The organism is Streptomyces sp. NPDC040405 (assembly GCF_055595765.1).
This window is the reverse complement of the sequence record NZ_JBVIVI010000002.1, coordinates 1371884-1387038: the sequence shown is the minus strand read 5'-3', so window position 1 is coordinate 1387038 and position 15155 is coordinate 1371884. Positions and strand designations below refer to the sequence as shown.

Here is a 15155-nt window from a genome sequence, read left to right as displayed (position 1 = left end):
GCCATACGGCCGAATCTACTCGGCGCCCTGGTCATCCCCGAAATGGTCCCAGCCCGCGTGCAGCCAGGGCGCCCCGTCGACCGTCACCTGCGGCAGCGCCGACGGGTTGAGCACCTCGCCGATCACCTTCCAGCGGGCGGGCAGCTTCACGTCGGACGGGAAGGTGGCCACGATCGCGTGGTCCTCTCCCCCGCTGAGCACCCACTGGATCGGGTCGACGCCCACCGCCTGCCCGATGTCCGACATCTGCGAGGGGATGTCGATGTCCCCCGAGCGCAGATCGATACGGACCTGGCTGGCCTCGGCGATATGCCCGAGGTCGGCCACCAGCCCGTCGCTGACGTCGGTCATCGCGGTCGCGCCGAGCCCGGCGGCGGCCGGTCCCGCGTGGTACGGCGGCTCCGGACGGCGGTGCGCCTCGACGAAGGCGCGCGGTGAGCGGAAGCCGCGCGAGAGCACCGCGTGCCCGGCGGCCGACCAGCCCAGCCAGCCGGTGACGGCGACAACGTCGCCCGGCCGGGCACCGGATCGGGTGACCGGCTCGTGGTTGCGCAGATCGCCCAGGGCAGTGATGGCGATGGTGATGGCGTCGCCGCGCACCACGTCGCCGCCGACCACCGCGGCGCCCGCCACCTGGCATTCGTCGCGGATCCCGTCCATCATCTCGGCCGGCCAGGTCACCGGCAGATCGGCGGGCACCACCAGGCCCAGCAGCAGCGCGGTCGGCACCGCGCCCATGGCCGCGATGTCCGCGAGGTTCTGTGCGGCGGCCTTGCGGCCGACGTCATAGGCGGTGGACCAGTCCCGGCGGAAATGCCTGCCCTCCAGCAGGACGTCCGTACTGGCTACCACCCTGCGGTCCGGTGCGGCCACGACCGCAGCGTCGTCCCCGGGCCCCAGCCTCACCGCCGAGGTGGTGGTGAGCCGGGAGGTCAGCTCTCTGATGAGCCCGAACTCCCCCAACTCGCCCACGGTGCCCTTCATCGCATTGCCCCTTCGTGCTCGTGGCCCTGTGCCCACCGCGCCGCGCACGCCGCGCGGGTCTCCCCGCGCCAGGTGGCGACGCGGTACCGTGGCGTCCCTTCTCCCCACATGATCCTCGTAGCCGCCCTGGAGGTTCCGTGGTACAGGCGTACATCCTGATCCAGACCGAGGTCGGCAAGGCGTCGACCGTCGCCGACGTCATCGCCAAGCTCCCGGGGGTGATACAAGCCGAGGACGTCACGGGTCCGTACGACGTGATCGTGCGCGCCCAGGCCGAGACGGTCGACGAACTCGGCCGCATGGTGGTCGCGAAAGTCCAGAAAGTAGAAGGGATCACGCGCACGCTCACCTGCCCGGTGGTCCATATCTAGCTCCCCCGTATGCTCGGCCGGTGAGTTCCGCACACCGTACTGTCACCCGTCGGTCGGTGCCGCTGTCCGCCGCTGCGGCGCTGATCGTGCTGTCGGCGGGCGGCTGCGCCGACGGTTCCGACGCCACCGGCGCGCTCACGGTTCCCACGCCCCCGGCGCAGGCTGCCGCGCTGTGCCGGGCGTTGCACAAGGTTCTGCCCGGGACGGTGGACGGGCTGCGGCGGCGCACCGCCGGGCCCGCTTCGGACTTCACCGCCGTCTGGGGCGATCCCGCGGTGCGGCTGCGCTGCGGGGTCGCCCGGCCGAAGGTGCTCGACCCCGGCGACGAACACTACAACCCCCGGTCCGAGGCGGCCGAGGTGAACGGCGTCGACTGGCTGCCGCGGAAGCAGGGCGACGGTTATCGCTTCACCACCGTGCTGCGCAGGGCGTTCGTGGAGGTCACGGTGCCGGGGAAGTACGCCCCCGAGGTCGATGCGCTGATCGACCTCGCGGGCCCCGTCAAGAAGACCATTCCGGCGGGTGTGGTGTGACGCGCCCGCGGCGGGCGAGCCGGTTCTAGCGCAGCCCCGTGGAGCGGCGCAGCGCGGCCTGGATGAGCCGGTCCACCAGCTCCGGGTAGCTCACACCGCTCTCCTGCCACATGCGCGGATACATGGAGATCGGGGTGAAGCCGGGCATCGTGTTGATCTCGTTGATCACGAACTCGCCGCTGTCCAGCAGGAAGAAGTCCGCGCGCACCAGGCCCTCGCAGGACACCGCGTCGAACGCGCGCACCGCCAGCTCCCGGACCCGCTCGGTCTGCTCCTCGGTGAGCGGCGCCGGGACGACGCCGGGGGCCGCGTCGATGTACTTGGCCTCGAAGTCGTAGAAGTCGTGGGTGGAGACCGGGGGGATCTCGGCGGGCACGCTGGCCCGCGGCCCGTCCTCGAATTCCAGCACCCCGCACTCGATCTCGCGGCCGCGCAGCAGCGCCTCCACGATGACCTTCGGGTCGTGGTGCCGGGCCTCCTCGATGGCCGCGTCCAGCTGCTCCGGTCCTTCGACCTTGGTGATGCCGATGGAGGAACCGGCCCGCGAGGGCTTCACGAACAGCGGCCAGCCGTGCTCACCGGCGAAGTCGGTGATCCTGGCGCGGGCGGCGGCCGGGTCCCGCTCCCAGTCGCGGGGGCGGATCACCTCGTACGGGCCGACGGGCAGCCCGAACGAGACGAACACCCGCTTCATGTACTCCTTGTCCATGCCGACGGCGGAGGCCAGCACTCCGGCGCCCACATAGGGCACCCCGGACAGCTCCAGCAGCCCCTGGAGGGTGCCGTCCTCGCCGTACGGGCCGTGCAGCATGGGGAAGACGACGTCGACGTCGCCGAGCGCCTTGGGCACCGAGCCCGGCTCGCTGTAGACGACCTCGCGGCTGCCCGGGTCGACCGGCAGCACGACCGACCCCTCCGTGGACTCGGCGAGCCGTTCGACGCTCGGCAGCTGCCGGTCCGCGATGGCCATCCGCTCGGGCGCGTCGGCGGTCAGCGCCCAACGGCCGTCCGCCGTGATGCCGATCGGCAGCACGTCGTACTTCTCGCGGTCGATGGCACGCAGCACGGCCCCCGCGGTGACCACGGAAATGGCGTGCTCGGAGCTGCGTCCGCCGAAGACGACGGCGACGCGCGGCTTCCGCGGCTCGCCGGAGGAGGAAGCCGGGGCAGGGCTTGAGGAAGGAGTCTGGCTGCTCATATCGCGTTGAGGTTACCTTGCGGTTCGGACGGCGTCAGTGCCGCTCCGCCTTCGCGCTGCGCGACATCAGCTCTTTGAGCGCGACGAGCGGCTGTTTGCCGTCATGGACGATGCCGACCACGGTCTCGGTGAGGGGCATGTCGACGTCGTGGCGCCGGGCGAGTTCCGCCACGGACTCGCACGACTTGACGCCCTCCGCGGTCTGCCGGGTGACCGCGATGGTCTCCTCCAGCGTCATGCCGCGGCCCAGGTTGGTGCCGAAGGTGTGGTTGCGGGACAGCGGCGAGGAGCAGGTGGCGACCAGGTCGCCCATGCCCGCCAGGCCCGCGAAGGTGTGCGCGTCGGCGCCCATCGCGAGGCCCAGCCGGGTCGTTTCGGCGAGCCCGCGGGTGATGAGGGACGCCTTGGCGTTGTCGCCGAGGCCCATGCCGTCCGCGATGCCGACGGCCAGCGCGATGACGTTCTTCACCGCGCCGCCGAGTTCGCAGCCGACCACGTCGGTGTTGGTGTACGGGCGGAAGTAAGGGGTGTGGCACGCGGTCTGGAGGCGGCGCGCCACGTCCTCGTCCCGGCAGGCCACCACGGAGGCAGCGGGCTGCCGGGCGGCGATCTCCTTGGCGAGGTTGGGGCCGGTGAGTACCGCGACGCGCTCCTCGGGCGCCCCCGCGACCTCCGCGATGACCTCGCTCATCCGCTTGGCCGTGCCGAGTTCGACGCCCTTCATCAGGGAGACCAGCACGGTGTCGGCGGGCAGCAGCGGGGCCCATGCGGCGAGGTTGCCGCGCAGCGTCTGGGAGGGCACGGAGAAGACGGTGAACTCCGCCTCCCGCGCGGCCTCGGCCGGGTCGGTGGTGGCCCGCACCCCGTCGGGGAGGCGGATGCCGGGGAAGTAGTCGGGATTGGTGCGGCCGGTGTTGATGGCCTCGACGACATCGGGGCGGCGGCCCCACAGCGTCACCTCGCAGCCGGCGTCGGCGAGCACCATCGCGAAGGCGGTGCCCCAGGACCCGGTGCCGTAGACGGCGCAGCGCGTCACTTGCTCTCCTCTTCGGCTACGGGGCGCGGCTGGTCGGCGTCGATGTCGCGCGCCCGGGCGGGCACCTGCTCGCCGCGGACTTCGGCGAGGAGTTCGGTGACCGCGGCCATGATGGTGTCGGTGGCCGCCCGCAGCACGTCGGCGGTCGGCTCCTGGCCGTAGTACTCGGACAGGTCCACCGGCGGGCCCGCGTGCACCTTGAGGGTCTTGCGCGGGAACAGCCGGACCTTCTTGTCCTTGGCGTACGGCGGTACGGCCTCGTTGGCACCCCACTGGGCGACCGGGATGACCGGGGCCTTGGTGAGCAGGGCGACCCGGGCGGCGCCGGTCTTGCCGCGCATCGGCCACAGGTCGGGGTCGCGGGTCAGGGTGCCCTCGGGATAGAAGGCCACGCACTCGCCCTTGTTGATGGCGTCGACAGCCGCCCGGAAGGCGTTGGCCGCGTCGGTCGACTCGCGGAAGACCGGGATCTGCCCGGTGCCGCGCAGCATCGTGCCGACGAAGCCGCCCTTGAAGAGGGCGGCCTTGGCGAGGAAGCGGGGCACGCGTCCGCTGTTGTACTGGAAGTGCGCGTAGGACAGCGGGTCGAGATACGAGTTGTGGTTGATCGCGGTGATAAAGCCACCGTCGGCGGGAATGTGCTCCATTCCGTGCCAGTCCCGCTTGAACAGAACCACCATGGGCGGTTTCACCATGACCGCCGCCATGCGGTACCAGAAGCCGATTCTGCGGCCGGACACTCGGAACATCCTCCTCTTGGACCCTGCTGACCTGCTGGCTTGCTGCCGTCCGGGCAGCCGCACAAGTGTCGCTCCAGGTACTCGGTCTGTCGAGGACACCGTAACCCCGCACCGTCCGGGGCGAGCCGGGCAGCAGGCGACAATGGGAGCCGTGGGAAGAAACGCAAGCCCTGTGATGTGGACGCTGGTGGTGCCGCTGAAGCCCTTGTCACGGGCGAAGAGCAGGCTCTCCGCCGCCGCCGGGGACGCCCCGCGCCCGGGCCTCGCGCTGGCGTTCGCCAAGGACACGGTGGGTGCCGCGCTGGCCGGGCGGCGCGTCGGCGGGGTGACCGTGGTCACGGACGATCCGCTGGCCGGGCGCGAGCTGGCGGCCCTCGGTGCCCGGATCCTGCCCGATTCACCGGGGCGCGGGCTGAACGCGGCGCTCGCGCACGGCGCCCGGACGGTACGGGAGGGCCATCCCAGGGCCTTCGTAGCGGCGCTGAACGCCGATCTCCCGGCACTGCGGACGGCCGACCTCGACCAGGTGCTCGAAACCGCCGCGGAGTTCCCACGCGCCTTTCTGGCGGACGCGGCGGGGGTCGGCACGACACTCCTCGCGGCGGCGCCTGGCACCGACCTCGCGCCCGCCTTCGGGGGCGCCTCCCGGGCCCGGCACCGGGCGTCCGGCGCGTACGAGATCGAGCTGCCCGGGGTCGACTCGGTGCGGCGCGACGTGGACACCGGCGAGGATCTGCGCGCGGCGCTGGCACTGGGCGTCGGCACCCACACGGCCCGCCTGTGCGGCACCCCTCGCCCGCCCGGCCCGCGGGCCGCGTTGCCCGGTACGTAGGGCGGAGCCCGGCGGGGCGGACCCGGGCGGCGCGCACTAGGCTGGCGGGCATGCAGGGAACGGCCTACACCTACGACCCCGACGCCCGTACGGGCAGTGTGCTGCTCGACGACGGCACGCCCGTGCCCTTCGACGCGGCGGCCTTCGACGCCGGGGGGCTGCGGATGCTGCGGCCCGGGCAGCGGGTGCGGATCGAGGTGTCGGGCGAGGGCGACGACCGGCGCGTCGTGTTCATCACCCTGCAGACGTTCTGACGCCCCCGGCCGTGGTTCCGGGCCCATGACGCACCGCGGGCCGGGCTCCCACTTCGGAGCCCGGCCCGGCGCGTGAACGGTGCCGCTGTGCGGCGACGACTAGCGCTTCCTGGCGGTGGTGGTCTTCTTGGCGGGGGCCTTGCGCGCGGTCGTCTTGCGCGCCGGGGCCTTCTTCGCGGCGGCCTTCTTGGCGGTCGCCTTCTTCGCCGGAGCCGCCTTCTTGGCAGTGGCCTTCTTCGCCGGGGCCTTCTTGGCGGGCGCCTTCTTGGCCGTGGCCTTCTTGGCGGCCGCCTTCTTCGCCGGAGCCGCCTTCTTGGCGGTGGCCTTCTTGGCCGCGGCCTTCTTGGCGGCGACCTGGAGGCTGCCCTTGGGGGCCTTCTTCACGGCCACCTCGCCGCCTCGCGGCAGCTTCTTCGAACCGCTCACCAGGTCCTTGAAGCCCTGGCCCGCGCGGAAACGGGGCACCGAGGTCTTCTTGACCCGGACCCGCTCACCGGTCTGGGGGTTACGGGCGTACCGGGCGGGCCGTTCCACCTTCTCGAACGAACCGAAACCGGTGACCGAAACTCGATCCCCGCCGACCACCGCACGGACGATGGCGTCCAGTACCGCGTCGACCGCCTCGGCGGCCTGCTGTCGCCCGCCGACCTTGTCTGCAATCGCTTCTACGAGCTGCGCCTTGTTCACGTCTTCCCCTTCGGAGACATTGCCAGAACGAATGTGTTCAAGCTTTTTCGCACGTTAGGCAGATATATACCGCAAATCAAACACGAAACGGGCTAATCACCCTTGTGCCGCAACGCACTCGGTCGTCATGGACTTCTGCCGGAGTCGGGATCTTCGGGGAAACGACCCTCGTCGAGGTCGTTCATCAACCGCTCCAGACGCCTTGCCGCGCCTGCGAGATCGTGTTTTGACGCTGCCGTGATCACCAGCAGCTTCCGGGACAGCGCCATCCGTACGCCCTCCGGGACTTGCAGTGTGCGCACCCTTGTGTGCGCTTCCTTGAGCCGGTCGGCGACAAGACCGTAGAGCTCGAGTTGGCCGTCGCGTTCCATGCACTGATTGTGCCATCTGAGGCGAGTTGTCGCTTCACGGGGCCTCAACATGACGATGCGCCGCCAGTCCGAGGACTGGCGGCGCATCATGCCAAACCCGCTCTGTGCAGGGGAAACCGGGGGGTCAGAGCACCGTCGTGCTGGGCTTGAAGGAGGGGCGACGAGCCTCGTACGCGACGATGTCGGCCTCCTCCCTGAGGGTGAGGCTGATGTCATCCAGCCCCTCCAGGAGTCGCCACCGGGCGTTCTCGTCAAGCTCAAAATCAGCCGTGATTCCCTCGGCTCGAACCTGACGGTCGACGAGGTCCACCGTGACCTCCGCGGTGGGGTCCGCCTCGACCAGCTTCCACAGCCGGTCCACGGTGTCCTGCGGCAGGACGACGGTCAGCAGCCCGTTCTTGAGGGAGTTGCCGCGGAAGATGTCGGCGAAGCGCGGGGAGATCACGGCCTTGAAGCCGTAGTTCTGCAGCGCCCACACCGCGTGCTCGCGCGAGGAGCCGGTGCCGAAGTCGGGTCCGGCCACCAGCACCGTGCCGCCCTTGTGCGCGGACTGGTTGAGCACGAACTCCGGGTCCTTGCGCCAGGCCTCGAACAGCCCGTCCTCGAAACCGTCGCGGGTGACCTTCTTGAGCCAGTGCGCCGGGATGATCTGGTCGGTGTCGACGTTGCTGCGGCGCAGCGGGACGGCCCGGCCGGTGTGCGTGGTGAATGCTTCCATGGCTGCTCAGACCCCCACGGGAACGGTGACGTCGGCGTCGGACAGGTCGGCGGGCGAGGCCAGATGGCCGAGCACCGCGGTGGCGGCGGCGACCTGCGGCGAGACCAGGTGGGTACGGCCGCCCTTGCCCTGCCTGCCCTCGAAGTTGCGGTTGGAGGTGGACGCCGAGCGCTCACCGGGCGCGAGCTGGTCGGGGTTCATGCCCAGACACATCGAGCAGCCCGCGTGCCGCCACTCGGCACCGGCCTGGGTGAAGACCTTGTCCAGCCCCTCTTCCACGGCCTGCAGCGCCACCCGCACCGAGCCCGGGACCACCAGCATCCGCACCCCGTCGGCCACCGAACGGCCGTACAGGACCGAGGCCGCGGAGCGCAGGTCCTCGATGCGGCCGTTGGTGCAGGAGCCGACGAAGACGGTGTCGACCTTGATCTCGCGCAGCGGCTGACCGGCCGTCAGACCCATGTACTCCAGGGCCTTCTCGGCGGCGTAACTCTCGCTGGCGTCCTCGAAGCTGGCCGGGTCCGGCACCGACTCCGACAGCGGCGCGCCCTGACCGGGGTTGGTGCCCCAGGTGACGAACGGGGCCAGCTCGGAGGCGTCGATGACCACCTCGCGGTCGAACGCCGCGCCGTCGTCGCTGCGCAGCGTGCGCCAGTACGCGACGGCCTCGTCCCACTCCGCGCCCTCAGGGGCGTGCGGGCGGCCCTTGAGGTAGTCGAAGGTGGTCTCGTCCGGGGCGATCATGCCCGCCCGGGCACCCGCCTCGATGGACATGTTGCACACGGTCATCCGGGACTCCATCGAGAGCTTCTCGATGGCGGAGCCGCGGTACTCGATCACGAAGCCCTGGCCGCCGCCGGTGCCGATGCGGGCGATGATCGCCAGGATCAGGTCCTTGGCGGTGACGGTCTCGGGCAGCTCGCCCTCGACCGTGACGGCCATGGTCTTGAACGGCGCGAGCGGCAGCGTCTGCGTGGCCAGCACGTGCTCGACCTGGCTGGTGCCGATACCGAACGCGAGCGCGCCGAAGGCGCCGTGGGTGGAGGTGTGGCTGTCACCGCAGACGACGGTGGTGCCGGGCTGGGTCAGTCCCAGCTGCGGTCCCACTACGTGGACGACGCCCTGCTCGACGTCTCCGAGCGGATGCAGACGCACCCCGAACTCCGCGCAGTTCTTGCGCAGCGTCTCCAACTGGGTGCGGGAGACGGGGTCCGCGATCGGCTTGTCGATGTCGAGGGTCGGGGTGTTGTGATCCTCGGTGGCGATGGTGAGGTCGGTACGACGCACCTGGCGTCCGGCCTTGCGGAGGCCGTCGAACGCCTGCGGGCTGGTCACCTCGTGCAGCAGGTGCAGATCGATGAAGAGGAGGTCCGGCTCGCCTTCCGCGTGCCGGACGACATGGTCGTCCCAGACCTTCTCCGCGAGTGTCCGTCCCATCGCTTTCCCTCCGACCGGCCACTTCGCCGGCCCAACTCGTGTCGAGTGCGTGCCCTGGCCTTCGGGCCGCCACTACCAGAGTGGCGGGAATCCCGAAAAATTGAACTTGCGTTTCACACTGTGAGACGCGAGTATCGTTTCATGGACAACTCTAGCGGCGTCGGCGTTCTCGACAAGGCGGCTCTGGTATTGAGCGCTCTGGAGTCCGGTCCGGCCACCCTCGCGGGGCTGGTCGGGGCCACCGGTCTCGCGCGCCCCACGGCGCACCGACTCGCGGTCGCACTCGAGCACCACCGGATGGTGGCGCGCGACATGCAAGGCCGCTTCATACTGGGCCCGCGCCTGGCCGAGCTGGCCGCGGCGGCGGGCGAGGACCGGCTGCTCGCGACGGCCGGGCCGGTCCTCACCCACCTCAGGGACGTGACCGGGGAGAGCGCGCAGCTCTACCGGCGCCAGGGCGACATGCGCATCTGCGTCGCGGCGGCCGAGCGGCTGTCCGGATTGCGGGACACCGTGCCGGTCGGCTCCACCCTCCCCATGAAGGCGGGCTCGGCGGCCCAGATCCTGATGGCCTGGGAAGAGCCGGAGCGGCTGCACCGGGGCCTGCAAGGGGCCCGCTTCACCGCGACGGCGCTGTCCGGCGTGCGGCGGCGGGGCTGGGCCCAGTCGATCGGCGAGCGGGAGCCGGGCGTGGCGTCCGTGTCCGCGCCGGTGCGGGGCCCGTCCAACCGCGTGGTCGCCTCCGTCTCGGTCTCCGGACCGATCGAGCGGCTGACCCGGCACCCGGGCCGGATGCACGCCCAGGCCGTCATCGACGCGGCCGCCCGCCTCTCCGACGCCCTGCGCCGGGGCAATTGATCACGGCGTTACGGCGCCGCCTCCCCCCGGGACCCGGCCCCTACGCGCCCTTCAGCGACAGCCGGTCGGCCGCACGCTCACCGCGGCGGCCGACCGGGACGACTCCGGTGGCCTTGGCCAGCCCGAACGCGGGCATGTCGTAGTAGATCGCCTCATGCGCACCGGCCGGTACGGCGTACGTCTCGTGCCAGATGCCGACCTTCCCCCGGCCCTCCCGTGCCCGCCGGTTGAACGCGGCCCAGGCCGGGCGGTGCTCCTTCTCCTGCGCCGACGCGTACGCCAGGAGCTTCTCGTGCGAGTCCCAGTACTGGACGACGTACAGCACCCGCGGCGGGCCGACCAGCAGCTGGTAGCCCAGCAGCCCGCTCTCCTTGTCCCGTGACAGCTCGCGCAGCATCCGCGGCATGGCGTTGAACACCGGCAGCCAGCTGCGCAGCGCGCGGAAGCGGTTGACGCGCATCCCGATGAGGAAGACGGTCACTTCCCCCTCCGCCTCGGCGGTCATCCGGCCTTCGATCACATCGGCACCCATGGTGATCCCCTCGTTCCGACGTCGCGATAGAATTGGATAGTGGAGCTATCCATCACTTGGATAGTGACACTCTCCAACTCGAAACGCAAGAGAAAGGCATGGCATGCGACTGGCGGAGCTGAGCGAGCGCAGCGGAGTGTCCACCGCGACGATCAAGTACTACCTGCGCGAGGGGCTGCTGCCGCCGGGCGAGCGCGTCACCGCGACGCAGGCCGAGTACGGCCAGGAGCATCTGCGCAGACTGCGGCTGGTGCGGGCGCTGATCCAGGTCGGCCGGATGCCGGTGGCCACCGCGCGCGAGGTACTGAAGGCCGCCGAGGACGAGTCGCTGAACCAGCATCTGCGGCTGGGCGCCGCGATCTGGGCGCTGCCGCATGGTCCCGAACCCCAGGAAGGCACCGCGGACGCCCCGGAGACGGCCCGCGCCCGGGAGCAGGCGGACGCGCTGCTGGAGCGGATCGGCTGGGCGTGCCACGGGGAGGGCGGCGACATCTCGCCCGCCTACCGGATGCTGGTGGAGGCCATCGCCTCCCTGGCCCGTCTCGGATACCCGCACGACACCGCCCACTTGCTGCCGTACGCCCGGCTGGTGTCCGAACTGGCCGTCCACGAACTGGATGTGGTGGAGACGTACGACACGCAGACCGAGCAGATCGAGGCGTCGGTCGCGCTCACCGTGCTATACGAGCCCGTACTGCTGAGCCTGCGACGGCTCGCCCAGGCCGAGGAGTCCGGCCGCCGGTTCGACGACGCATGACGCGAGAAGGCCCCCCGTGTCTCCACGGGGGGCCTTCTCGTTTCTGTACCCCCGACCGGATTCGAACCGGCGCTACCGCCTTGAGAGGGCGGCGTGCTAGGCCGCTACACAACGGGGGCCTGAATCAGCACATCCTGTACTGCGCTGGGCTACCAGGACTCGAACCTAGACTAAATGAACCAGAATCACTCGTGCTGCCAATTACACCATAGCCCATGGTATAGACCAGTACCCCCGACCGGATTCGAACCGGCGCTACCGCCTTGAGAGGGCGGCGTGCTAGGCCGCTACACAACGGGGGCCCTAGCGATCTCCGTAACACCTGGAGATCCGTACCCCCGACCGGATTCGAACCGGCGCTACCGCCTTGAGAGGGCGGCGTGCTAGGCCGCTACACAACGGGGGCCTGGTTTTGCTTGATCAAGAGATTCTCGACAAAATCGGGAAGATCTCTTGCTGGGGTACCAGGACTCGAACCTAGACTAAGTGAACCAGAATCACTCGTGCTGCCAATTACACCATACCCCACCAAAACGCCACCCCCGTAGGGGTTTTGTCTGGGTTACGCCTCCGTCCGGCCTTTCGGCCCGCCCGAGCGGCGCAGGAAGAACATTACCCGATGGTGGACGGGCCACCAAAACGGATTGCCGGGTCGGTGGCGCCGCGTGCCGGGGCACGCGGCGCCCTCCGGCACCGTCAGGCCGACAGCTTGGCCAGCGCCGCGTCGATGCGGGCCAGGGTGCGCTCGCGTCCCAGGACCTCCAGGGACTCGAACAGCGGCAGGCCGACCGTACGGCCGGTGACGGCGACGCGGACCGGGGCCTGCGCCTTGCCCAGCTTGAGACCGTGCTCCTCACCGGCGGCGAGGACGGCCTCCTTGAGGGGCTCGGCCTGCCACTGGGCCTCGGCGATCTTCGTACGGGCGGTGGCGAGCAGGGCGTCCGCGCCGGGCTTCATGGCCTTCGTCCACGACGCCTCGTCCTGCACCGGCTCGGCCAGGAAGAGGAAGTCGACGTTGGCGGTGATGTCGGACAGCACCGTCAGCCGGGTCTGGGCCAGCGGGGCCAGCTCCTCGAAGGCGGCCGCGTCGAAGCGCTCCGGGTCCCAGGGCGCGTGCGGGGCCTGCAGCCAGGGGCCGCACGCCTCGATGAACGTCTTCACGTCCAGCTGCCTGATGTGGTCCGCGTTGATCGCCTCGGCCTTCTTGAGGTCGAAGCGCGCCGGGTTGGCGTTGACACCCGAGATGTCGAACGCGGCGACCATCTCCTCCCGCGAGAAGACGTCCCGGTCGGCCGAGAGCGACCAGCCCAGCAGGGAGAGGTAGTTGAGCAGCCCCTCGGGGAGGAAGCCGCGCTCCCGGTAGAGGTTCAGCGACGCCTGGGGGTCGCGCTTGGACAGCTTCTTGTTGCCCTCGCCCATGACGTACGGGAGATGGCCGAACGCGGGCACCTGGCCGCCGCCCACGCCGATCTCGGCGAGCGCCCGGTAGAGCGCGATCTGGCGCGGGGTGGAGGACAGCAGGTCCTCGCCGCGCAGCACGTGGGTGATCTCCATCAGCGCGTCGTCGACGGGGTTGACGAGCGTGTAGAGGGGGGCGCCGTTGGCGCGCACGATGCCGTAGTCCGGAACGTTGTCCGGGGTGAAGGTCAGCTCGCCGCGCACCAGGTCGGTGAAGGTGATCGGCTCGTCGGGCATCCGGAAGCGGACGATCGAGGCGCGGCCCTCGGCCTCATGCGCCGCGATCTGCTCGGGGTTAAGCGCGCGGCAGGTGCCGTCGTAGCCGGACGGGCGCCCGGCCTTGCGGGCCGCCTCGCGGCGCTCGTCCAGCTCCTCGGCCGTGCAGTAGCAGCGGTAGGCGTGGCCCGCTTCCTGCAGCTTGGCCGCGACGTCGGCGTAGATGTCCATGCGCTGCGACTGGCGGTAGGGCGCGTGCGGGCCGCCGATCTCGGGGCCCTCGTCCCAGTCGAAGCCCAGCCAGCGCATCGCGTCCAGCAGCTGCGTGTACGACTCCTCGGAGTCGCGCGCCGCGTCGGTGTCCTCGATGCGGAAGACCAGGGTGCCGCCGTGGTGGCGGGCGAACGCCCAGTTGAAGAGGGCGGTGCGGACCAGGCCCACATGGGGGTTGCCGGTCGGCGAGGGACAGAAACGAACCCGCACGGGGGCGGGGGAGGTTGCGCTAGCCACGCTTGATCACCTTGTTGGTGAGAGTGCCGATGCCTTCGATGGTGACGGCGACCTCGTCGCCGACGGTGAGGGGGCCGACGCCCGCCGGGGTGCCGGTGAGCACGACGTCGCCGGGGAGCAGCGTCATCGCCTCGGTGATGTGCACGATCAGGTCCTCGATCGAGCGGACCATCTCGCTGGTGCGGCCCAGCTGCCGCTGCTCGCCGTTGACGGTGCACATGACCCCGAGGTCGCCGGCCCGCTCCAGGTCGATGCCGGTCTCCACCCAGGGGCCCAGCGGGCAGGAGGCGTCGAAGCCCTTCGCCCGCGCCCACTGCTTCTCCCGCCGCTGCGCGTCGCGCGCGGTGACGTCGTTGCCGCAGGTGTAGCCGAGGATGACGTCGGCCACGCGCTCGCGCGGCACCTCGCGGCACATCCGTCCGATGACCACGGCCAGCTCGGCCTCGTGGTGCACCTCGGAGGAGAAGGAGGGGTAGGCGATCGGGTCGCCGGGGCCGATCACCGACGTGGACGGCTTGAAGAAGACGACCGGAACGTCGGGGACCTCGTTGCCGAGTTCGGCGGCGTGCTCGGCGTAGTTGCGGCCCACGCCCACGACCTTGTTGGGCAGGACGGGCGGCAGCAGCCGGACCTTGCTGAGGGGGATCTTCTGCCCCGAGCGCTCGAATTCGGCGAAGGGGTGTCCCTTGATGATGTCGACGACGGGGCCGCCCTGATCGGACGGCTCGCCCTCGACCACTCCGAAGGCGACGTTGCCATCGATGGAGAATCTGGCGATGCGCACGGGAAGCTGGTGCCCCTTAACTGAACTCGCTGGAGACTGACGCTCCAGGCTATCGCCCCGCCTCCCGCGCGCCGCCGGGTCGGCTCGCGCGTCCCCGGTGCGGGGACGCGGCACGTGCGGTTCAGTGGCCGGGGGCCTCGGTCAGCACGGTGCGCCGGGGGTTGGCGGTCTGGGTGGGCAGTTCGACGGACTGCTCCGGCTGATCGCCGGTCTCGGTCCGCAGCTCCTCGGCGTCCCCGAGATGGGCCAGGGTGGTGCGCCGGGGGTTGGCTATCGTGCGGAACATCATCGTCGTCTTCACTGGGTTTACGCCTCGCGTTGTTGTCGTATGCACTGGTGGTGTAAAGCGTCAGGCTAGGTGCGGCCTTGCCCATGGAATCGCGGAAAAAGTCTTGACCGGCATGTGATTTTGCTCACGAATGATCCGGCAAATGCCGCATTCACGACACACCCTTCGCGCCCCGAATCGGACATTGCACCCCCGAACCAGACGTTCCGCTCTCGATCATCGCTAGCCGGACACGCCGTGGACACGGTCGACTCGTTCGCAAAAGTCCGTTATCGCAGACATGACTTTCTACGTCCGGTAATAACGCCCGTACTCAGCGTCACGCGCGTCACAGCCTTACCGCTTGCCCTTGTTGCAGCATCCGGCACTGTGCTGGAATTCCCGGGACCGCCGTGGGAATCAACCGGCGCGCATGGGGGCGCAAGACAGAGGCGCCGAGCGGCGGGGGCTCCTCTTGTCGATATACGAAAGGAAGCGCGCCGGTCACTCACGACCGAATTGGGGGGCCGCGGTCCCCCTCGACTCGACACCGCTCCACCGCTGAACCGGTGGAGCGCCTGGTCCAGAGGTTGCGACGCTAGTGCAGGGAC

General features: G+C 70.3%; 18 protein-coding genes and 5 tRNA genes. 6 read left to right on the top strand and 17 right to left on the bottom strand.

Going from position 1 to position 15155, the window contains the following annotated elements:
• Window positions 1-15 precede the first annotated feature (15 nt).
• Window positions 16-984 (bottom strand): thiamine-phosphate kinase, encoded by a 969-nt coding sequence (locus tag ACZ59A_RS13510; protein ID WP_470957504.1) that lies wholly within the window; start codon window positions 982-984, stop codon window positions 16-18.
• 137 nt (window positions 985-1121) lie between these two features.
• On the opposite strand from ACZ59A_RS13510, the gene ACZ59A_RS13505 reads away from it, so the two are divergent.
• Together ACZ59A_RS13505 and ACZ59A_RS13500 are read left to right on the top strand one after the other, a co-directional pair.
• Complete coding sequence (locus tag ACZ59A_RS13505) at window positions 1122-1355, top strand: Lrp/AsnC family transcriptional regulator (protein WP_398301697.1); 234 nt, start codon at window positions 1122-1124, stop codon at window positions 1353-1355.
• Between the two features lie 20 nt (window positions 1356-1375).
• Window positions 1376-1888: a DUF3515 domain-containing protein gene (locus tag ACZ59A_RS13500; RefSeq protein ID WP_470957501.1), complete on the top strand. Its 513-nt coding sequence runs from the start codon at window positions 1376-1378 to the stop codon at window positions 1886-1888.
• 25 nt (window positions 1889-1913) lie between these two features.
• Here ACZ59A_RS13500 and ACZ59A_RS13495 read toward each other — a convergent pair whose 3' ends face one another.
• Genes ACZ59A_RS13495 through ACZ59A_RS13485 form a run of 3 tightly spaced genes read right to left on the bottom strand, consistent with a single transcriptional unit; the run spans window position 1914 to window position 4862 of the window.
• Window positions 1914-3086, bottom strand: coding sequence for a D-alanine--D-alanine ligase family protein (locus ACZ59A_RS13495; protein ID WP_470957499.1), 1173 nt, complete (start codon window positions 3084-3086; stop codon window positions 1914-1916).
• A 34-nt stretch (window positions 3087-3120) separates the two neighbouring features.
• On the bottom strand, window positions 3121-4122 hold the full coding sequence (locus ACZ59A_RS13490) for an NAD(P)H-dependent glycerol-3-phosphate dehydrogenase (protein ID WP_470957497.1): 1002 nt from the start codon (window positions 4120-4122) through the stop codon (window positions 3121-3123).
• Window positions 4119-4862: a lysophospholipid acyltransferase family protein gene (locus tag ACZ59A_RS13485; protein ID WP_470957495.1), complete on the bottom strand. Its 744-nt coding sequence runs from the start codon at window positions 4860-4862 to the stop codon at window positions 4119-4121. The genes ACZ59A_RS13490 and ACZ59A_RS13485 overlap by 4 nt, the downstream gene beginning before the upstream one ends.
• 142 nt (window positions 4863-5004) lie before the next feature.
• On the opposite strand from ACZ59A_RS13485, the gene cofC reads away from it, so the two are divergent.
• On the top strand, window positions 5005-5694 hold the full coding sequence (gene cofC, locus ACZ59A_RS13480) for a 2-phospho-L-lactate guanylyltransferase (RefSeq protein WP_470957492.1): 690 nt from the start codon (window positions 5005-5007) through the stop codon (window positions 5692-5694).
• A 50-nt stretch (window positions 5695-5744) separates the two neighbouring features.
• Window positions 5745-5948: a hypothetical protein gene (locus ACZ59A_RS13475; protein ID WP_470957489.1), complete on the top strand. Its 204-nt coding sequence runs from the start codon at window positions 5745-5747 to the stop codon at window positions 5946-5948.
• Between the two features lie 99 nt (window positions 5949-6047).
• Here ACZ59A_RS13475 and ACZ59A_RS13470 read toward each other — a convergent pair whose 3' ends face one another.
• The 4 genes from ACZ59A_RS13470 to leuC form a co-directional block, all read right to left on the bottom strand.
• A complete protein-coding gene (locus ACZ59A_RS13470) occupies window positions 6048-6635 on the bottom strand; it encodes an HU family DNA-binding protein (protein WP_468042248.1) in 588 nt (195 codons plus the stop codon).
• Window positions 6636-6760: 125 nt separating this feature from the next.
• A complete protein-coding gene (locus ACZ59A_RS13465) occupies window positions 6761-7006 on the bottom strand; it encodes an SCO5555 family protein (RefSeq protein ID WP_470957486.1) in 246 nt (81 codons plus the stop codon).
• A gap of 124 nt (window positions 7007-7130) precedes the next feature.
• Window positions 7131-7724: a 3-isopropylmalate dehydratase small subunit gene (gene leuD, locus ACZ59A_RS13460; protein WP_470957483.1), complete on the bottom strand. Its 594-nt coding sequence runs from the start codon at window positions 7722-7724 to the stop codon at window positions 7131-7133.
• 6 nt (window positions 7725-7730) lie between these two features.
• Complete coding sequence (gene leuC, locus ACZ59A_RS13455) at window positions 7731-9161, bottom strand: 3-isopropylmalate dehydratase large subunit (RefSeq protein WP_470957481.1); 1431 nt, start codon at window positions 9159-9161, stop codon at window positions 7731-7733.
• Window positions 9162-9302: 141 nt separating this feature from the next.
• Here leuC and ndgR point away from each other — a divergent pair, with 141 nt between their 5' ends.
• Window positions 9303-10019, top strand: a complete 717-nt coding sequence (ndgR, locus tag ACZ59A_RS13450; protein WP_009714784.1) for an IclR family transcriptional regulator NdgR — start codon at window positions 9303-9305, stop codon at window positions 10017-10019.
• Window positions 10020-10059: 40 nt separating this feature from the next.
• Here ndgR and ACZ59A_RS13445 read toward each other — a convergent pair whose 3' ends face one another.
• Window positions 10060-10551 carry a DUF4188 domain-containing protein gene (locus tag ACZ59A_RS13445; RefSeq protein ID WP_470957478.1) on the bottom strand — a complete coding sequence of 164 codons (492 nt, stop codon included), beginning with the start codon at window positions 10549-10551 and terminating at the stop codon, window positions 10060-10062.
• Between the two features lie 103 nt (window positions 10552-10654).
• Between ACZ59A_RS13445 and ACZ59A_RS13440 the strand changes: the two genes are divergently transcribed.
• Window positions 10655-11308 carry a MerR family transcriptional regulator gene (locus ACZ59A_RS13440; RefSeq protein WP_470957476.1) on the top strand — a complete coding sequence of 218 codons (654 nt, stop codon included), beginning with the start codon at window positions 10655-10657 and terminating at the stop codon, window positions 11306-11308.
• Window positions 11309-11354: 46 nt separating this feature from the next.
• Here the strand turns inward: ACZ59A_RS13440 and ACZ59A_RS13435 are convergent.
• The 8 genes from ACZ59A_RS13435 to ACZ59A_RS13400 form a co-directional block, all read right to left on the bottom strand.
• A tRNA-Glu gene (locus ACZ59A_RS13435) sits at window positions 11355-11427 on the bottom strand.
• Window positions 11428-11452: 25 nt separating this feature from the next.
• Window positions 11453-11524: transfer RNA gene (locus tag ACZ59A_RS13430), tRNA-Gln, on the bottom strand.
• Window positions 11525-11537: 13 nt separating this feature from the next.
• A tRNA-Glu gene (locus tag ACZ59A_RS13425) sits at window positions 11538-11610 on the bottom strand.
• 31 nt (window positions 11611-11641) lie between these two features.
• Window positions 11642-11714, bottom strand: a tRNA-Glu gene (locus ACZ59A_RS13420).
• A gap of 50 nt (window positions 11715-11764) precedes the next feature.
• A tRNA-Gln gene (locus ACZ59A_RS13415) sits at window positions 11765-11836 on the bottom strand.
• A gap of 168 nt (window positions 11837-12004) precedes the next feature.
• On the bottom strand, window positions 12005-13492 hold the full coding sequence (gene gltX, locus ACZ59A_RS13410; RefSeq protein WP_470957473.1) for a glutamate--tRNA ligase: 1488 nt from the start codon (window positions 13490-13492) through the stop codon (window positions 12005-12007).
• The gene (locus ACZ59A_RS13405) at window positions 13485-14276 is read right to left on the bottom strand and encodes a fumarylacetoacetate hydrolase family protein (protein WP_470957470.1); all 792 of its coding nucleotides are present in this window, start codon (window positions 14274-14276) and stop codon (window positions 13485-13487) included. The genes gltX and ACZ59A_RS13405 overlap by 8 nt, the downstream gene beginning before the upstream one ends.
• Before the next feature lie 121 nt (window positions 14277-14397).
• Window positions 14398-14577: a hypothetical protein gene (locus ACZ59A_RS13400; protein WP_470957467.1), complete on the bottom strand. Its 180-nt coding sequence runs from the start codon at window positions 14575-14577 to the stop codon at window positions 14398-14400.
• Window positions 14578-15155 lie beyond the last annotated feature (578 nt).